The sequence below is a fragment of the Seonamhaeicola marinus genome, from assembly GCF_008085455.1.
In genome coordinates this window covers 239,316-258,587 of sequence record NZ_VSDQ01000577.1, presented here as the reverse complement: position 1 = coordinate 258,587, position 19,272 = coordinate 239,316, and the positions used below count along the sequence as shown (strand labels likewise).

The window sequence follows — 19,272 nt, the reverse complement described above, 5'->3', positions numbered from 1 at the left end:
ACTAATTTTTTATCCAATCGCAATAACCTAAAGTCTGCAAAAAATTCACAATTAAATATACCATATCTAAGATCTAAATCTCATGACATTTATCATGTAAACAAATTAATTCCGAAGCGTTAATTTTTTTCTAAAAGTGGTGTTAAATATTCTTAATTACTCATCTTCAACAACTTATTATTCTACCTTGACCTCAATATTAAGGTTGAATGAAGCAAACAATTACACTAATTCTTATCGTACTTCCTAGCATTTGCCTGTCTCAAAAGATTCAAGGCAAAATCTATGACGAAGACTCCACCGTTAAAGGTGCTTTAATTATAAACTTAACAAAGAAGGATACTACATATTCAGATGTAAAAGGCAGCTTTAAGATGAATACTTCTTCTGGAGACGTTTTATTGTTTAAGTCATTTTTTCATATTCAAAAGAAAACAAAAATTACCGAAGAACATTTTACCAACGTTCAGGTCTTCGAACTTAAAAAAAGAGTAAACGATTTAGAAGAAGTACTATTAACTAACGAAAAAGAAAAACAATTTGAAGCTAAGACCTATACCGCAGATTTTGGTGCTGCTTTAGCCAATGACATTAAAAACAACCCCCATCTGTATAAACCAAAATCATCTTATTCCGCAGGAATAGATCTTGGTAGGCTCATAGACTTAATTGGTGTAACCAAATTATTGAAAAAAAAGAAAAAGTATGAAATTAAGCTCATAAATTATAATCAAATAGACTCCTTGTTTTCTAATAGCAAATTGTTTAATAACCAGCTCATATTTGACCAATTGGGTATTCCTAAAGACTATAAATTCTTATTCTTCGAATATATTGAAGCTCAAAATTTAAATTGTGAACTCTTATCAACTAAAGAGAACATAGAGCTATTGGATACCATTTATAAATTGGGGAATGATTTTAGCAATATCCTCGAAGAGAATAAGGTGCCTAAAACTTCTGAAAAGAATTAAGTCTGGAGATAATAAATCCTAATTTCAAAAGTTATATTTTAGCGTAAAATAATGTTTAATGAGCCGTTACCTCTACTTTACCTTAACCTTAATTTTTTTAACCCTTTGGAGTTCTTGCCGAAAGGATTTTGAATTCTCACCAAGTACTGGAAACTTAGAATTTTCAAAAGACACCGTTTATCTAGATACGGTATTTACCAATATAGGTTCAAGTACATATAACTTAAAAGTATATAACCGAAGTAATAATGATATCTCCATACCTACTGTTAGATTAGCTTTAGGGGAAAGTTCTAATTATAGGTTAAGTGTAGATGGGATAGCAGGAAAAGAATTTGAAAACATTGAACTTTTAGCAAAAGATAGTCTGTTTATTTTCGTCGAATCTACTATCAACATTAATACATTACCCAACACAAATGGAGAATACCTCTATACGGACCAAATAGAGTTTGATGCAGGAGCCAATCAACAGAAAGTTGAACTGGTAACTCTGGTAAAGGATGCTGTTTTTATTTACCCAAATAGAGATAACACAACCAAAGTAATTGAAACACTTGCTCTAGACATAGATGGTGAGCAAGTTGAAACGGAATTACAAGGTAGAGAATTATTGTCTTCCGAGTTAACCATGACCAATGAGAAACCATATGTTATTTATGGTTTTGCAGCAGTGCCAAGTGGAGAAACTTTAACTATTAATCCCGGGGCACGTTTACATTTTCACGAAAACTCGGGTATTATTGTTAATTCGGGAGCATCTCTTCAGATTAACGGAAGTCTAAGTTCAGATTCGGAATTATTGGAAAATGAAGTTATTCTTGAAGGAGATCGTTTAGAACCAAACTTTTCTGAAAGACCAGGGCAATGGGGAACTATTTGGTTTTTAGACGGAAGCACAAATAACAGTATAAACCATGCAACAATAAAAAATGCATTAGTAGGAATATTATGTGATGGAAATGCCTCGGATATAAATGATAAACTTACCATAACCAATACTCAAGTGTATAACTCAAGTAATTTTGGAATTTTAGGTAGAAATAGCTCTATAAAAGCTGAAAATGTGGTAATCAATAACTCAGGTCTATCTTCTTTTGCAGGAACCCTTGGTGGTAAATACAACTTTACCCATTGTACTATTGCCAATTATTGGGGTAATGGTTTCAGACAATTCCCATCATTATTACTAAATAATTTTGTTTTAGATGATGATGGTAATGCAATTGTTACAGATTTAGTAGAGGCCAACTTTAATAACTGTATTATCTATGGGAACGATAACCCCGAAATACTTTTAGATGAAGTTGAAGAGGCTTCCATAGACTTTAATTTTAAGTTTACCAACTGTTTAATACGCTTCCAAGATAATAGTAACAATTTTACCGGTCCTAATTATGATTTAAATGATTTGAGTCATTATGAAGGTAATATTTTTAATGAAGACCCTAATTTTAAAAATCCAGATTTAAATATGCTCATAATTGGAGAAGAATCTGCTGCTATCAATAAAGGCTTATCCGTATTTGCAAGTCAAGTTCCTACAGATATTTTAAACGTTAACAGAACTGCTTCACCAGACTTAGGGGCTTATCAACATATTGTTTTTCCAGAAGAGGACTAACTATGAATTTGTCTTCTAATCATAAGTCGTTTATAAAATCCGTATTTAACAGGTACTTTATATTAGATGAAAATAGCGTTGACTTACTTTATTCTATTGTCTCTATAAATCAATTAAACAAAGGGACTTCTTTATTGGGTTTTGGGGAGATTTCAAAAGATATTCATATTATATATAAAGGGGTAATGGTTTCCTGTTTTCTAAATTCTGATGGTGATTTGTATCATAAAAACATATTTTTAGAGGGGCATTTTGCGGGCTCATTAGTCTCTACCCTAACAGGCAAACCCTCTGAATTTGCCTTAGAGGCCATAGAACCTTGTACCCTTTTAAGTTTTAACTTTAAAAAGTTTAAAGCGCTTTTAGCATCTAATTCCGATTTAAAGAACTTCTACATTGCCTATTTAGAAAAAAATTGGGTTATTGATAAAGAACAAATAGAGATTGATATTGTAACCAAAGACGCCAAGACCAGGTATATTAATTTCTTAGCAAAGCATAAAAATGCAGATAATATTCCTCTCCGCTACATAGCTTCTCATTTAGGTGTTACCCCTACCCAATTAAGCAGAATTCGAAAAACTATTAAAGAAAATAAATAATACTCAACATATGTAAAGAAAAAAAGCAATAAAGCTTTTCATCTTTGCAGCATGAAACAATTACTCATACAATCTTTAGCACTTTTTGGCGGTATGTTTCTGGCAATTCAAGCTGGATTTAATGCGCAATTAGGTTCCATTTTAAAACAGCCCTTAGCAGCGGTTTTCTTTACTTCATTAACCAGCACTATACTTGGTGGTGCTATTATCTTTTTCTTAAACGGACGTTTTATAAAATTGAATATTATGAACCAAGTACCTTGGTATTTGTGGTTTGCTGGTGGTGTTTTTAGCGTTTTAGGTATTTCCTTATATTTTTTTACCATACCTAAATTAGGTATTTCTAAAATGATAGCGATTGGGCTTTGCGGACAACTCTTTTTTTCATTAATCGCTGGTCAATATGGCTGGTTAAATTTACCGGTTGAACCAATAACCATAAAAAGAGCTTTGGGTAGTGTTTTTATGATAATTGCTATAATCTTAATCAATACAAAATGAATACTACAAATAAGAATTTAGAAAACTTAACCAGTTTATGGCAACTAGCAGGAACGTTATTTGATAGCTATACCTTCAATAAGTTTCATAGCGCTTCAACAATTCAAAACTCCGAATGGCCGAATAAAATTTGGATAAATAATCGTATTTCTACAGAAAGTTTAAAAGCCATAAAAGAAGAAATGATCAAAAACCAAACGCTAACATTTTCAAATTTCGATAATGGCAACAATCAAGAATTGTTTATAAATGACAGCTTTGAACTTAAGTTTATTCAACACGGTATGAGTTTAGCATTGGAAAAACCAATTCACTCAAAAAGGGAATTGAATCTAATTAAAGTTGAAAATAAAGATGATGCCAAATTATGGAGTATCACCTTTAAAGCAGCATTTAACTACAATTTTAGTGAGCATGTTGTCATGAAACTAAAAAACAAAACCAATTTTTATTTAGTTTATGATAATGAAAAATTAGTAGGTTGTGTACTCATATTTCATACTGATAAAACAGCAGGTGTTCACTGTTTAGGTATCCTTCCCAATCAACGAAAGCAAGGCTATGCCTATGATATTATGGTACAGCTTATTAATGATGCTATCAATATGAATTATAAGTTAATGACTTTACAAGCTTCAGATATGGCTAAAAATATATATTCCAAATTAGGTTTTATTAAAGATTTTACAATGGAAAATTACAAACTAAAGCAATGACCTCGCATTTGCACATAAAAAAAGCCTACTTAATAGCAGGCTTTTAATATCGAATATCTAAATTGTTATGCTACAAACAAAGGCTTATCGGCCATCATAGCATTTACCTTTTCTCTTACAGAAGCTAATACAGCTTCATCTTCATGATTAGTTACCACTTCATCAACTAAATCAGCAATAGCAATCATAGCATCTTCTTTTAATCCACGAGTAGTTACAGCCGCAACTCCTAAGCGAATACCAGAAGTTACAAATGGAGATTTGTCATCAAATGGTACCATGTTTTTATTTACAGTAATATCAGCCAGTACTAAAGCTTCTTCAGCTTCTTTACCTGAAACATTTTTATTACGTAAATCAATTAGCATACAGTGGTTATCTGTACCTCCAGAAATGATTTTATAATCTTTAGCTACTAAAGCATCAGCTAAAGCAGCAGCATTCTTTTTAACTTGTAATTGGTAATTTAAGAACTCATCTGTTAAAGCCTCCCCAAAAGCAATAGCCTTTGCAGCAATAATATGCTCTAATGGTCCACCTTGGTTACCAGGGAAAACAGCAGAATCTAATAAAGAAGACATTTTACGTAATTTTCCACTTTTTAAAGTAATACCAAATGGGTTTTCAAAATCTTGCCCCATCATAATCATACCACCTCTTGGTCCTCTTAATGTTTTATGAGTAGTTGTTGTTACTATATGACAATGAGGAATTGGATCATTTAAAATACCTTTAGCTATTAAGCCTGCAGGATGAGAGATATCTGCCATTAATATTGCTCCAACACTATCAGCAATTTCTCTAAAACGTTTAAAATCAATATCACGTGAATAGGCAGAAGCACCAGCAATGATTAATTTTGGTTGCTCTTTAGTGGCAATCTCTTGAATTTTATCATAATTTAAAACACCAGTCTCCTCTTCAACTCCGTAAAATTTTGGGTTATATAATTTTCCCGAAAAATTTACAGGAGATCCATGGGTTAAGTGACCACCGTGAGATAAATCAAATCCTAAAATAGTATCTCCAGGTTTTAAACAAGCCGCAAAAACCGCTGTATTAGCTTGACTTCCCGAGTGAGGTTGTACATTTACATATGCAGCGCCAAATAATTCTTTAGCTCTATCAATAGCAATTTGCTCTACTTCATCTACAACTTCACAACCGCCATAATAACGTTTACCAGGGTAGCCTTCAGCATATTTATTGGTTAAAACAGAACCTGCAGCTTCCATTACTTGGTCACTAACAAAATTCTCTGATGCTATAAGTTCAATACCATGTAACTGACGCTCTTTTTCAGCATCAATTAATTCAAAAATTTGTTCGTCGCGTTGCATAAAATTAAATTATGGTTAATTATCCCGCAAAAATAGGAAATAGAATAGTTTTAAACATCAAAAAACGTATAATTACGCATAAGTTTTGAACCATTTTATCAACCATTTTATCGATTTTTAAATTTTGTTTGATTTACGGTATTTTTTCTGTTAAAATCAAAAAAAATATGTACGTTTGAAGAGAAATCAATAATCCTAAATCAATATAGAGTTATGCCATTATCAGCTAACAATCCAGATAGAACATCGTGGTTACACGTAGATAAACATTCAGACTTTCCAATTCAAAACATTCCCTTTGGAGTTTTTCTAACACGTGATGATATTATTACAATAGGTACACGTATTGGAGATACTGCAATAGATCTTGGTGCCTTGCATCAATTAGGATACTTTGATGGAATTCCTCTAACAGATGACATTTTTCTTCAAGATACTTTAAATGATTTCATTGCTGACGGAAGACAAACATGGCGTGCCGTAAGAAATAGAATAGCTGAGATTTTTGATGCTGATAATGACTCTTTAAAAAACAACCTTAAGCATAAGGAAATTGTATTATTTCGATTAGATGAAATTGAAATGCAATTACCAGTTGAAATAGGCGATTACACAGACTTTTACTCAAGCATAGAACATGCAACTAACGTGGGAACTATGTTTAGAGATCCAGATAATGCTTTGTTGCCTAATTGGTTACACATTCCGGTAGGATATCATGGTAGAAGTTCCTCTATAATCCCTTCTGGTATTCCAGTACACAGGCCGCAAGGGCAAACCTTACCAAAAGATGCTACGGAACCTGTATTTGGCCCGAGTAAATTAGTGGATTTTGAATTAGAAATGGCATTTATAACAACAGCTGCTAACGATTTAGGAGAACCAATTCCTGTTGAAGAAGCTGAAGAATATATTTTTGGATTAGTGCTGTTTAATGATTGGAGCGCCAGAGATATTCAAAAATGGGAATACGTGCCTCTAGGCCCCTTTTTAGCTAAAAATTTTGCATCATCTATTTCTCCGTGGATTGTTACTTTAGACGCTTTAGAACCATATAGAGTACAAGGACCTAAACCAATTAAACCACAACTAGAATACCTTCAATATAAAGGTAAGAAGAGTTTTGATATCAACTTAGAAGTTGCTATTCAGCCAAAAGGAGCTAAAGAAACTGTGGTTAGCAAATCTAATTTTAAACATATGTATTGGAACATGTCACAACAATTAGCACACCATACAATTAACGGTTGTCCGGTAAATTCTGGTGATATGATGGGAAGTGGTACCATTTCTGGTCCAACTGAAGATAGCTACGGTTCTATGTTAGAATTAACTTGGCGCGGTGAAAAACCAATACAAATGAATGATGGTAGCGAACGTAAATTCATTAACGACCATGACACGGTTATCATGCGTGGTTACTGTGAAAATGATGGTACTAGAATTGGTTTTGGTGAAGTTAAAACAGAATTATTACCAGTTTATACGAAAAAATAAACGGAATTGTACCACTATAAATATGCACAAATAACAATCTGTATAACAGATACTTAAGAATATAATGCCAAATTTGTTTAAATTTGGCATTACTATTGAAATACACTCCAAATAACCTAAAATTTTAACCTAATGAAGAAACTACTACTTTTTTCTACTATCGTTACATTGTTAGTTGCTTGTAGTGCTAAAAAGCAAGTAGAACAGGCTGTTAACACTGGTAACTATGACCATGCTATTACTACAGCATTACAAAAACTAAGAACGAACAAAAATAAAAAGCGTAAAGCCGAATACGTTTTAATGCTTCAAGATGCGTATTACAAATCTGTTGAACGCGATTTGAATACAATTAAGCATTTTAAAAAAGACAGAAACCCAGAGTTTCTTAAGAACATTTTTGAATTGTATTCCGATTTAGATGCAAGACAAGAAGCTATTAAACCTATCCTTCCGCTATACGTAAACGGTAAAAACATCACATTTGATTTTAAAGACTATAGCGATGAAATTGCCGAAAGCAAAGCACAACTTTCTGATTATCTTTATGAAAAAGGCATTGATTTACTTGAATCTGACAATAAATACACTATTAGGGAAGCCTATCGTACTCTAGATTATTTAGAAAATATCAATCCTAATTATGAAAAAACCCATGAACTTCTTGCCGAAGCTCATGAAAGAGGTACGCATTATGTATTGGTATCTATAAATAATCAAACAAGACAAGTTATTCCACAACGTTTAGAAGATGATTTGTTAAATTTTAACACATACGGTTTAAATCAGTTTTGGACGGTGTATCACGCCAATCCTAGTAATGATATAGCCTACGATTTCTCTATGCAATTGCAGTTGAAACAGATAAACATTTCTCCTGAGCGTCTTAAGGAACGTGAGTTTATTAGGGAACGTGAAGTTGTTGATGGATGGAAATACAAAAAGGATCGGAATGGTAACGTTATGAAAGATAGTTTAGGTAACGACATTAAAATTGATAAAATCATTAAAGTGAAAGCGCGCTTTAATGAATTCATACAAACAAAAGAATCTCAAATTATTGCTGATGTGGTTTACGCCGATTTAAAAACCAAACAGCTTATAGATGAATTTAGTTTTGATAGTGGTTTTTTATTTGAAAACGTTTTTGCCAGATACCGTGGCGATAAACGTGCATTAGAAAAAGAAGACAGACGTTTATTGGATAATAGACGTGTGCCCTTCCCTACTAATGAACAAATGGTTTATGATACTGGTGAAGACCTAAAAGCAAAACTTAAAAACATTATTGCCAAACAACGGTTTAACTAAAACTAAAAAAACGCCCAAATGGGCGTTTTTCATTTCTATCTTCGTCTATTTTATTCTTTTGAATTAATTCTAGTTTGTCTTCAAAACAAAATCCTTAACACAACGACAATTCATAAAAAGTTTTCTAGTATTTTCATGTTCATTTCGAGATTCTCCTTCTGTAAAACTAGTACTCAAAGACTTAGCAGAAAGGTACCTACTATTTGAAAATGTAGCATAAGCTGCAGATTTTAAAATAGTATTTGTATTTAGATTTTTTCCGCTATTGGGTGTCGAAGTCCAGTAATAACCTATTTGAAAGCTAGCCCATTTTGTACAAGGATCATTTGTGGGGTATGGTTTCATATTATTAGACCCAAATTGAGGATTAAACATCGTCCAATAGGTTTTAAAGAATAGTGTTCTGTAGAGTTCTATAATCTTCTACCGAAGGTACCCGCCATCCTTTAGGGCAAACTCCCTGACTACCTTCACTTCTTGAATTTTTCATAACGGAATACCAATTATAAAACCGACCATATTTCTTAACTTCAACTACCTTTCCATCTTTGCAATAGGTTTTATACTCAGATCCAGAAGCATTAAAATCTAAATTCGTAGTCATCCAAATGTGATTACCTATTTTAGCAGTAGCATACTTTTTATTATCTCTATAATCTATTAACCAAGTTCCTTTTAAAGCTATTTGCATAAGGTATTTGGTGTCCTTATAAGATGGATTAATCTTCTTAATTCTATCCAAGAAAGCTATTGCTTGATGACTATTATCTAAGTTAGTTGAACTTATCACTGCATTAGAATTCCCCGCTAAAATCGTACTTCTTTTTGGAGATGAATTGGATGTTTTTAGTTGTCTGTTTTTAATGTCCTGAATAGCTTTGTTTTTATCGAAAGAAACCTTCATACCACTTACAGTCGTATTTGCTTTCTCATTTTTATTAGTTCCTTCTTCCTGTCTTTTTAAAGGAAGCTCAAGCAGATTTCTCACCTTTAAATAATAAACTTCACATAAGTCATTACCCAATTTTGTTTTTTGCTTTTTTATTTCTTCCTCTTCAGAATATTTCGATGCTTTCTCCAAGATTTCTATCGCCAGCTCCTTATCATTAAAAGAAGAACCTTGGGAAAAATATAGGGAGTTTGCTTCACTTAACATTAATTTCCCAATCCTAATTCCTAATGCATTTTTTTCATTTCTTACAGATTCCACAACTGAATTATCCAACTTTATTGCTTTTTCATATTTATAAAAGGATTCTTTTAATTTATCTAACATCTTTTCTTTAGAAAGCTCTCGAGCTTCTTTCAAATAATCTAAGGACGCTTTCTTTTTAATTTCATTTAGCTGATTTATAGCACTTTTTAAAGCTTTAGAATAGTCTTTTTCAGGAACTACAACTGGGGGAGATTTACTTTTAGGAGGAGCTAATCGGTCATTTGGAATTTCATCCAATACTGTCTTATAATCAATTAGGTCTTGTGTAAATTGAACAACTATTGAAGCGTTTTTTACAGATTCATCTTTATCATAATTTTGTAATTTTTTAGTATAAGACGATATCTCATTTTCCCTATAATCAAATCCTTTAGAAACATACTCACTTAAAATCTTGTGAGCTCTTTTTACAATTCTTTTAGATGCCTTGGGATGATTTAATGCCTTAGCGGAAAAATAAGCGGCGTTAAATTCCTTACCATCCTTTAATGCTTTTTCAGCAAACTTTAAGTCCCCTTTTTGAGCATAAAGATTACATGAAATTAAAACTACCCAAAAAGCGATTGAAAAATTTTTCATAAACTAGTCTTTAATATGATTAAAAAATGAGTATTTGGCAGCGCCAAACGCACCACCATTAAGAACAACTAATAGTTTTCCCTTTGCGTAAATTACGTGGTCAATCCCCTTTAAATCTGAGTTTGGAAAAGACCAATCCATACTTAAATCATTACAATTAAAAACTAGCATATTAGATTTATGGCTAATAAAAGCCATATTATCTGCAGTAAATAGAGTGGCCTTTTTACTTAACTTTCCTTTTAATTGTTCTGTGATTTCAATTTTAGATATAAGCTTAAAATCCTCATTAAACTTACCGAGAAAATACTTAGGTTCTTCTTTTTTCTTTTCCTCTTTGTAGTAAACAAACAAGGCGTCATCATAATATGAAATATCGAGAATTACGCCTTTTTTATAGAGGCTTTCTGAAACTACTTTAGAATTATATTCTCCTGTGTTGGTAATAATAGATTCAATTTCAAATTGCTTCTTTTGATGCTCTTTTTCTAATTTTTTTTGCTTCTTATCCGAATATGAAAACACCTTTGTTAAATCTTTATTCAGTTCTATAGCTTTTATGCTATTTTCTCCCTTTTTGAACTGATTAACCTTTAAGACACTACCTTCTTTATTTATTGTAGATAGCGTATACTCATATTGCTTATTTAAGTAGATTATGTCTATTTTTGAATCCACTTCTCTAATCGTCATATAATCATTACGATATAAGGACAGATTATTTATTTTTTCGTTATAAGGAAAGGGAATATGTACTGTTCTTTCCCAAATAATATCACCATTATAATTAAGTTTTACCATAAAAACAATCGGTTCAGACCTTTGGGCAACGTCCAAATTATGCCCCTTAGTTCCTATTAAGTAAAAATGGCTGTTATCGTAAAAAATATTAGAAATTTTACTAATTCTATTTGGTGCCTCAAAATCTACGGTACTCAATTCTTTTCCACTTTTATCAAAAAGAGTCAATTCATTATACCAGTACTTAGCGTCCGTTTTGTCAATAATTATGTTCTTTTTAAGCTTTACAGTTTTATGAATGAACTTATTTTGAATAAAAATTTCTGGTAATTTCAGTATTCTACTTCCACTGCCTGCAGATAAAGTTTTATTAATTCTTAATGTGGCTCCTTGAGAATCGCCGTTTAATTCAAAAGCTTTAACAACATCTGCTTTTGCATCTCCATTTATTGACATTACATATACATTGTTGGTCCCTCCAAACGTAATACTGGAAATTCCTTTAAAATTATGATTAGATTCCCATTCTAATTCAAATTGAGCATTTAGCTTTTGTATATGTAAAAAAGAACACAAAAAAAACAATAGGAATAAACACCTATATACTGAAGAAAATATACGTCTCATTTTAATTCATTTATACTTACAAGTATATCATTTAATTCTTACAAATAAAAATACAAACAAATGAAAATGAATTAAATAACTATTTAATAATATTAATTAAAGATTAATGAATTATTAGCAAAATAATATACTCATGGAAGGTAAAATATGATGAAACAAAACTCATTCCCTTCCCTACTAACGAAGAAATGGTTTACTATACTGACCTAAAAGCAAAACTTAAAAAACATTATTACCAAACAACAGTTCAACTAAAACTAAAAAACGCCCAATTGGGCGTTTTCTAATGACTTTTATAAATTATTTTGCTCCATGAGCTCTGGGCATAGGCCAACGATCTTCATAGCCTTGCTTCCATTTTTCGTTCTTTATTTCATCATTTGTTGCTAGGCAAGCATTAAGAGTTTCTATAATATTTTCTTTATCCATTGTTTGACCAATAAACACAATTTCATTTTTTCTGTCACCAAAAGCCTTATGCCAAGTTTCTTCTATGATATCTTTATTTTCTATAAACGCCCCAAACTGCATTCTTTTCTTTAGTGGCATACTACTCCACCAAACACCAGCCGAGTGAGCCTTTAATGAGCCTCCGGCTTGTCCCCAAACTAAGGCTTGTTCTGGTCTTGAAGCTAACCAAAATAACCCCTTACTTCTAATTATAGTTTTCGGGAATTTTTGAGCAAAATCAAAAAAGCGTTCAGGATCAAAAGGAGTTTTAGATTTAAAAACAAAAGAGGTTATACCATATTCTTCTGTTTCTGGGGTATGTTCATCTTTTTTAAGTTCTTCAATCCAACCAGCACTTTGCTCCGCCTCTTCATAATTAAAAAGCTTTGTATTCAAAATTTCTTCTGGGGCAACTTTGCTATAGGACGATTCAATAATACGTGCAGAAGGATTTAATTTTTTTATAGAGCCTTTTAAAGTTTTCAGGTGTTCCTCAGAAACTAAATCGGTCTTATTTAAAATAATAACATTAGCAAACTCAACTTGATCGGTAAGTAAATCAGCAATAGTTCTAAAATCTTCCTCCATATCGGTAAGGGCTCTATCCATTAACTTTTCTCTACTCCCAAAATCATTAAAAAAGTTAAATGCATCTACCACCGTTACCATAGTATCAATATAACTAAAGCGCGAAAGGTCTATACCATTTTCTTCATCTACAAAAGAAAAGGTTTGTGCTACCGGCACGGGTTCACTAATCCCAGTACTTTCAATAAGCAAATAATCAAATCGGTTTTCTTTAGCTAATCGTTCTACCTCTACCATAAGATCTTCACGAAGTGTACAGCAAATACAACCGTTGCTCATTTCTACCAGTTTTTCCTCAGTTCTGGATAAGGTGTTTTCATTTTTAACTAGGTCCGCATCAACATTAACCTCACTCATATCATTTACAATAACTGCTACTTTTAAGCCTTCTTTATTATGTAAAACATGATTAAGTAATGTGGTTTTTCCTGCCCCTAAGAACCCACTTAAAACTGTTACTGGAAGTTTATTTTCTGTTATCATAGCTTTATTTTTTGTTATTTCATGTCTTTAATAAACTTAAGACGGTGTTCATTTATATCTAGCTCTCTATAGAAGCAAGCTTTTCTGTGGTTACCTTTTGTATCAAAAGTATGACAAACGCCATCACCTAGAAGGGTTACTTGGTACACCAGTGCATCCTGATCGCAATCAATCAAAATATTATCTACTTGAAGTAAATCGCCCGAGGTTTCACCCTTAGTCCATAGTTGTTTTCTTGAGGTACTCCAAAATGTGGCCAACTTTGTGTCTAACGTTTTTTTAAATGCTTCCTCATTTACCGATGCCAACATTAAAATCTGTCCAGTAGACGTCTCTTGCACTGCTACAGGTAATAGTCCGTCTCGTTTATCGAACTGAGGCTCTAACATCACCCCTTCTTCAAGTTCATTTATAGATTTTGTGACCATAGTTATAAATTTAACATAGATTTATCTTAACAATTAAGTGTAGGATATTGTGTTTCTTTCAATCAAAATTAAAAAATATTTTTAAATGCAACTAAGTTGCAATAGATTTGTAACATGGGAATTACAAGAAAAACCAAATCGGTTAAGGCTCTACTCGAAGTTTTTGAAGGGTGTAATGCGGCAATGTCTACCACAGCGCTAATAGAAAAATTCAAACACCAAATGAATAGATCTACTGTGTATAGAATTCTTGAGCGCTTAGAAGATGACGGTACTTTGCATTCCTTTATAGGAAAAGACGGTCTTAAATGGTATGCGCCCTATACTTCCGAACAACAAGAGGAGTTAGGTTTACACCCGCATTTTCAATGTGAAGACTGTGGAAAAACCGAATGTTTACCCATTTCAATCCAAATCCCAGAAGTTGAAGCCTATAATATAAATACTGCTTCTATTTTATTAACTGGGAAGTGTAAGGATTGTGAGGATTAAAATTTGCGAATCTTAAAGAGATAACTATTTGCGACTTGTTCTTTACGAACAAAAAAGCACCCTTTTAGGGTGCTTAATCATAGTTCTATCTATATTACTTTAACCGAAGTCTATAGCACCAAGCATGTTTTCCGCTTACATTTTCGGGAAATGATAGTTCAAGACCAGTTAACCCACGTTTCCAAGTAATATTTTTATCTTCATTACCCATAAGTTCTATTGATGCAATATCTCTTGTTAGATAAGGGTTTACAGTAGATAACATTTTTGAAATAACCCTGCCATTTTCAGGTTTATCCATTACAATAACATACAATGTATTATTGTCTTTACTTCTAGTAAATCTAATATCTTCTGAAGTATAAATAGCTTCCCAGTTCTCATTAAAATGTCCATCGGCTTCAAGTTTGGTTGGGCCTTCTTCTGCAATAGTAAACGGACGTGTGTTATAAATAGCTTCACCATTTATTGCTAACCACTCACCAATACCTAATAAAGTTTCTTGTTGATCTTCTGGAATTGTACCATCCGCTTTAGGGCTTACATCTAGTAATAAACAACCATTTTTACTAACTATATCAATTAGAATTTCTACTATAGCCTTTGCTGAGCGTGACTTCCTTCCATTATAAAACCAACCTCCAAGTGGTGTATCACTTAACCATGGGTCCCGTCTTAATCCTGTAGAACGCCCCTTTTCATAATCTAAAATTCCTGCTCTTGGTGGTATACAAACATCAAATTTAATTTTATACGCCATACCTATATCTTGCTGTTTTTGTTCAGCTTGATTGAGTAAATATGCAAATGCCTTTTTTCTAATATCATCACTTAATAACTCCAATCCCATATCAAACCAAAACAAATCAGGACTATACTTATCAGCTGATTCTTTTAATATTTGAAACCAACGCGCTTCAAAATCAGCGTCAGGATAAGGCTCAAAACTATCGCCTTCGGATGAGAAACCATGAACTTTCCCGTATAAATCTTCATTTCCAGGGATACCTCCATCAAATGCGAAAGAATGATAATACCAATACCATGTAAAGGCATGATGGTAAGTAATTAAGAATTTCATTCCACGTCTTTTAATGGCTTTTTCCAGATCTCCTGTAATATCTATACCCGCCATATCTTTACTATTCCACCGACTAACATCAGAGTCCCAATTCAAATAATTATCATGAAACACTCCAATAGGCCCCATAAATTTAGCTCCAGATTTATGAAATAATTCGGCCCATTTTTCGGCATTAAACTTAGCGGGTTTGAACTGTTTTATAACGTCTTTATAACCAAATTCGTGTTGATCTCCTCCAAAGAGTTCTTTATGTCTTAAAAACACATTTGAAGGTTTCGGATCTTTTTGTCTCGGCGCATTATTCCAGTAAACACCAACCGTATCATACATTGCCCAACCGTACCATTCGGTGGTTTTATGTTGTGTCGCCAAGGTGGCTGGCCCTATGCAAGTAAAAATTCCAAATTTAGCATCTCTAAACCATTCCGGGCAAGAATGTTTGGCTATAGAAGGCCATTCTTCTTTAAACGTATTTCCTGCTTTTTTCGCTTCAGCTATTTGGTCTACCTCACTTGCGTTTTCTTTTTCCTGCTGTCTGTTTTGCCCATTAAACTGCATTAATACCAGACACATCATTAGAGTTAATATATATTTTGTATTCATTTATTTTAACTTCAATTGATAACTGAACGCATGTTTTCCTTTAGCATTCTCCGGGAATTCTAAACACAAACCCTTTCCATCTCTTTTCCATGAGATTTCAGTCTCGGTTCCTAAGAGTTTAACATCTATAATGTCTCGGTCTAAATACGGGTAAATACTAGCTAATTTTTTGACTACTACTTCTCCTTTAGTTGGTCTATCTAGCACTGTGACATAAAGAGTACTTTCGTCTTTACTTTGGGTAAACCGGATATCTTTTTCTGTATAAATGGCCTCCCAGTTTTCGTTAAAATGTCCATCTTTATCTAGCTCTGTTGGGCCTTCTCCAGCAATAATCCAGGGGCGTGTATTGTAAATTGCTTCACCATTCGTTTTTAACCACTCGCCAATACCTAACAAAGTTTCTTTTTGATCCTCTGGTACAGAACCATCGGGTTTGGGACTAACATCGAGTAATAGGCATCCATTTTTACTAACAATATCTACTAGAATTTCTACGATTGCTTCAGTAGAACGAGAAGGTCTTCCATTGTAAAACCAACCCGCCAATGGCGTATCTGTTAACCAGGGGCGTTCTAATGCCCTAACAGATCTGCCTTTTTCAAAATCTAAAATACCAGCAGATGCCGGAATACACTGCTGGAATTTAATTTTATAACTAATCCCTATATCTTGATTTTTGGACGCCGCTAAATTTAATAATCTGGCATAGGCTTTTTTTCTAATATCATCGCTTAACAGTTCCAAACCCATATCGAACCAATATAAATCAGGATGGTATTTTTCTGCTGCCTCTTCAAGCTTTTTAAACCAAAGGTCTTCATACTCGGCATCTGGATATTCGTCAAAACTATCAGGATCACCCGAAAACTTGTGTGGTCTACAATACAAATCTTCATTTCCAGGGACACCTCCATCATATTTATAGGATTCACTGAAAAACCACCAGGAAAAGGCATGATGAAAGGTGATTAAATACTTCATACCTCGTTTTCTAATGGCTTTTTCTAAATCACCCACAACATTAACACCTGCGGTTCTTACACTATTCCAACGAGTAACTTCAGAATCCCATAACATAAAGTTATCATGATGAGTTCCCATAGGACCAGAAAACTTGGCGCCTGCTTTATCAAATAAATCTGCCCACTCATCAGCATTAAATTTTGTTGGTTTAAACTCTTTTATGAAATCTTTATAACCAAAATCGTTTGGGTGCCCCCACTTTTTTAATTGTAGTTTAAATGAACCTGTAGTATCAGGAGAATTAGGCCTCACAGCGTTAGTCCAGTACTTCTGTTTTGTATTATACATAGCCCAACCCCACCATTCTGTTTGTTTATACTTTGTAGCGTTTACTGCTGGACCATAATGTGTGTAAATACCAAATTTAGCATCTCTAAACCATTCCGGGCAAGAATGTTTGGCTATAGACACCCATTCCTCTTTATAGCGTTCTCTTTCCTTTTGTTCGATTTTCTTAGTCTCACTAAGATTATTTTGGGCATTCGTTTTAATAATTGAAAACAACGCTAGATACAAAAAGACTGCGTTTAAAATTGTTCTAATAGTCATTATGTTTACTTATTTAGTTATATGTTTATTTCTAATTGAAACTATATTTACAAGACCCAATGCACTATATTTTGATTTGATTTTAAAAACCAAAATCAAATTTTAAAAACCAGTACAATCACTTGTTTTTCAACACTTCAAAGTTCATTTATTAATTTTTAAATATGCAAAAACAGACTATATTATAACTATATTTTGCAGCTAACAGGAATCATTTCAACTATAGTCTTAAGGGTATTTATTACTTTTAAATGATACCAATTAGTTTTATGAAATATCAATTGAAAACATTCTTTACACTACTATCTTTATTTTTTATGATTGAAGGTACTCTTGCTCAATCTTTAGACGTCCTATATTCTCAGGATAGATTTAATAGGGAACAGTATATAATGACCCAAAAAACACCTGAAGAAGCTTTTACATATTTTAACCAAGGAGCCATGTTTTTTAAGAAAAAAGGAGATATTACAAATTATTTGATTTGTATTCATTATCTATCTGATATTGAACACAGAAAAGGTCATTTTAATAAGGCTTTCGACCTTATTTGGGAAGCTCTACCATTAGCAGACTCTATTGAGAACAAAAAGCCGCTTTACAAATTCAATCAAATGTTGGGAATACTTTATAGTGCATTTGATAAAGACAGTATTGCTTTAGAACACACCAAAGCTGGCTTAAAAATAGCTAAAGCTCATGCATTAAAAATGAATGCTGAAACCAACACCGTTATTTCATCATATCTGGATGTCGCTGTGCAGTATTTAGACATGCAATCTTATAATAAAGCTATAACATATTTAGACTCCTGCTATATCTTTCATGAAAATTCTGGCAGGTTACATTTTGTTGATGGCGTGTATGGCATTGCCCACTTAAAAATGGGTAATTATAAAGCCTCTAAAAGCTATTTTAAAGGTGTTTTGCCTTATTTACAAAAACATAACAACGGATTTCAAACAATGATTTCTTTTCATATTGGAGAACTTAAACAAGCGCTTAAAGAAACAGATAGTGCACAATACTACTATAAAAAGTCGCTTAACGCTATTGATTCCTTAACCTATAACATAAAATTGAAGCCTAAGGTTTTAGAGGCGCTTTCAAATTTAAATTCTGTAGAAAATAATCATGTGGATGCCTTTAAATATATGTTACGGTCTAAGTCTATATCAGATAGTTTGTTTCATGCTCAAAGTACTCTAAACAAACATTTGTTTGAGATAAAAAACAATTATAAAGAGGCTTTAGAAAAAAAGGAACAGGAGTTACTGTCTCAGAACAAAATTCTTAATGCCAACAAACGTGCTAGTTTTTGGTTAAAACTTCTTATTGGAGTGCTCATTCTTTTTATAATTCTTGCCATGATAATGCTTAAACAGCGTAACAAGATGAAGCAAATGGCTTTTACAAGAGAAAAAAACAAAGCTATATTGGATTTAAAAAATAAAGAACTTACAGCAAATGCCCTCCAAATTATAGAGAAAGAGTCGGCGGTTAAAGAACTATTAGACACCATAGAACAAAAAGATCCAAAACAATACAAAATACTTAAAAGAAAACATAAGCTTACCAATAAGAAAATATGGGATGATTTCCATCTAAGATTTACACATGTAAACAGTAGTTTTTACGATAAACTATTGGAACTACATCCCGATTTAACTCCAACAGATTTAAAACATTGTGCTCTTATTAAGCTAAATTTTGATAGTAAAGAAATGTCGCACCTACTTGGAATCTCACTTAACAGCGTTCATATGGCACGTTCTAGAATAAGGAAAAAAATTGGATTACAGCGTAACGATAATTTAACTAATTATCTTACTGTGATTTAG

General features: G+C 32.7%; 17 protein-coding genes. 9 read left to right on the top strand and 8 right to left on the bottom strand.

The genetic code is table 11. The features are described 5' to 3' along the window. Nucleotides 1-209: 209 nt before the first annotated feature. The 5 genes from FUA24_RS09520 to FUA24_RS09500 are packed head-to-tail and all read left to right on the top strand — an operon-like array spanning nucleotide 210 to nucleotide 4,417. Nucleotides 210-974 carry a carboxypeptidase-like regulatory domain-containing protein gene (locus FUA24_RS09520; protein ID WP_148541726.1) on the top strand — a complete coding sequence of 255 codons (765 nt, stop codon included), beginning with the start codon at nucleotides 210-212 and terminating at the stop codon, nucleotides 972-974. 58 nt (nucleotides 975-1,032) lie between these two features. Then, nucleotides 1,033-2,598, top strand: a complete 1,566-nt coding sequence (locus FUA24_RS09515) for a hypothetical protein (protein WP_148541724.1) — start codon at nucleotides 1,033-1,035, stop codon at nucleotides 2,596-2,598. A gap of 2 nt (nucleotides 2,599-2,600) precedes the next feature. Next, nucleotides 2,601-3,200: a Crp/Fnr family transcriptional regulator gene (locus tag FUA24_RS09510; protein ID WP_148541721.1), complete on the top strand. Its 600-nt coding sequence runs from the start codon at nucleotides 2,601-2,603 to the stop codon at nucleotides 3,198-3,200. Nucleotides 3,201-3,251: 51 nt separating this feature from the next. Next, nucleotides 3,252-3,701 (top strand): DMT family transporter, encoded by a 450-nt coding sequence (locus FUA24_RS09505; protein ID WP_148541719.1) that lies wholly within the window; start codon nucleotides 3,252-3,254, stop codon nucleotides 3,699-3,701. Then, nucleotides 3,698-4,417: a GNAT family N-acetyltransferase gene (locus FUA24_RS09500; RefSeq protein ID WP_148541717.1), complete on the top strand. Its 720-nt coding sequence runs from the start codon at nucleotides 3,698-3,700 to the stop codon at nucleotides 4,415-4,417. The genes FUA24_RS09505 and FUA24_RS09500 overlap by 4 nt, the downstream gene beginning before the upstream one ends. Nucleotides 4,418-4,482: 65 nt before the next feature. Here the strand turns inward: FUA24_RS09500 and glyA are convergent, their stop codons facing one another. Continuing rightward, a complete protein-coding gene (gene glyA / locus FUA24_RS09495) occupies nucleotides 4,483-5,757 on the bottom strand; it encodes a serine hydroxymethyltransferase (RefSeq protein ID WP_148541715.1) in 1,275 nt (424 codons plus the stop codon). A 213-nt stretch (nucleotides 5,758-5,970) separates the two neighbouring features. Here glyA and fahA point away from each other — a divergent pair, with 213 nt between their 5' ends. Further along, entirely contained in the window at nucleotides 5,971-7,254 is a 1,284-nt protein-coding gene (gene fahA / locus FUA24_RS09490; RefSeq protein ID WP_148541713.1) for a fumarylacetoacetase, read from the top strand. A gap of 132 nt (nucleotides 7,255-7,386) precedes the next feature. After that, a complete protein-coding gene (locus tag FUA24_RS09485; protein ID WP_148541711.1) occupies nucleotides 7,387-8,565 on the top strand; it encodes a hypothetical protein in 1,179 nt (392 codons plus the stop codon). 69 nt (nucleotides 8,566-8,634) lie between these two features. Here FUA24_RS09485 and FUA24_RS09480 read toward each other — a convergent pair whose 3' ends face one another. From FUA24_RS09480 to FUA24_RS09460, 5 genes are all read right to left on the bottom strand, one after another. Then, nucleotides 8,635-8,940: a hypothetical protein gene (locus FUA24_RS09480; protein WP_187388234.1), complete on the bottom strand. Its 306-nt coding sequence runs from the start codon at nucleotides 8,938-8,940 to the stop codon at nucleotides 8,635-8,637. 13 nt (nucleotides 8,941-8,953) lie between these two features. Next, on the bottom strand, nucleotides 8,954-10,360 hold the full coding sequence (locus FUA24_RS09475) for an FISUMP domain-containing protein (RefSeq protein ID WP_148541707.1): 1,407 nt from the start codon (nucleotides 10,358-10,360) through the stop codon (nucleotides 8,954-8,956). Between the two features lie 3 nt (nucleotides 10,361-10,363). Further along, on the bottom strand, nucleotides 10,364-11,728 hold the full coding sequence (locus FUA24_RS09470; protein ID WP_148541705.1) for a hypothetical protein: 1,365 nt from the start codon (nucleotides 11,726-11,728) through the stop codon (nucleotides 10,364-10,366). A gap of 300 nt (nucleotides 11,729-12,028) precedes the next feature. Next, on the bottom strand, nucleotides 12,029-13,249 hold the full coding sequence (locus tag FUA24_RS09465) for a GTP-binding protein (protein ID WP_148541703.1): 1,221 nt from the start codon (nucleotides 13,247-13,249) through the stop codon (nucleotides 12,029-12,031). Nucleotides 13,250-13,263: 14 nt separating this feature from the next. Beyond that, nucleotides 13,264-13,677, bottom strand: a complete 414-nt coding sequence (locus FUA24_RS09460; RefSeq protein WP_148541701.1) for a phosphoribosyl-AMP cyclohydrolase — start codon at nucleotides 13,675-13,677, stop codon at nucleotides 13,264-13,266. A 114-nt stretch (nucleotides 13,678-13,791) separates the two neighbouring features. On the opposite strand from FUA24_RS09460, the gene FUA24_RS09455 reads away from it, so the two are divergent. Further along, on the top strand, nucleotides 13,792-14,169 hold the full coding sequence (locus FUA24_RS09455; protein ID WP_148541699.1) for a Fur family transcriptional regulator: 378 nt from the start codon (nucleotides 13,792-13,794) through the stop codon (nucleotides 14,167-14,169). A 94-nt stretch (nucleotides 14,170-14,263) separates the two neighbouring features. On the opposite strand, the gene FUA24_RS09450 is transcribed toward FUA24_RS09455, so the two are convergent. Then, nucleotides 14,264-15,856, bottom strand: a complete 1,593-nt coding sequence (locus tag FUA24_RS09450; protein WP_148541697.1) for an alpha-L-fucosidase — start codon at nucleotides 15,854-15,856, stop codon at nucleotides 14,264-14,266. Further along, nucleotides 15,857-17,431 carry an alpha-L-fucosidase gene (locus tag FUA24_RS09445; protein WP_148541695.1) on the bottom strand — a complete coding sequence of 525 codons (1,575 nt, stop codon included), beginning with the start codon at nucleotides 17,429-17,431 and terminating at the stop codon, nucleotides 15,857-15,859. A gap of 269 nt (nucleotides 17,432-17,700) precedes the next feature. Between FUA24_RS09445 and FUA24_RS09440 the strand changes: the two genes are divergently transcribed. Beyond that, nucleotides 17,701-19,272: a helix-turn-helix transcriptional regulator gene (locus FUA24_RS09440; RefSeq protein WP_187388233.1), complete on the top strand. Its 1,572-nt coding sequence runs from the start codon at nucleotides 17,701-17,703 to the stop codon at nucleotides 19,270-19,272.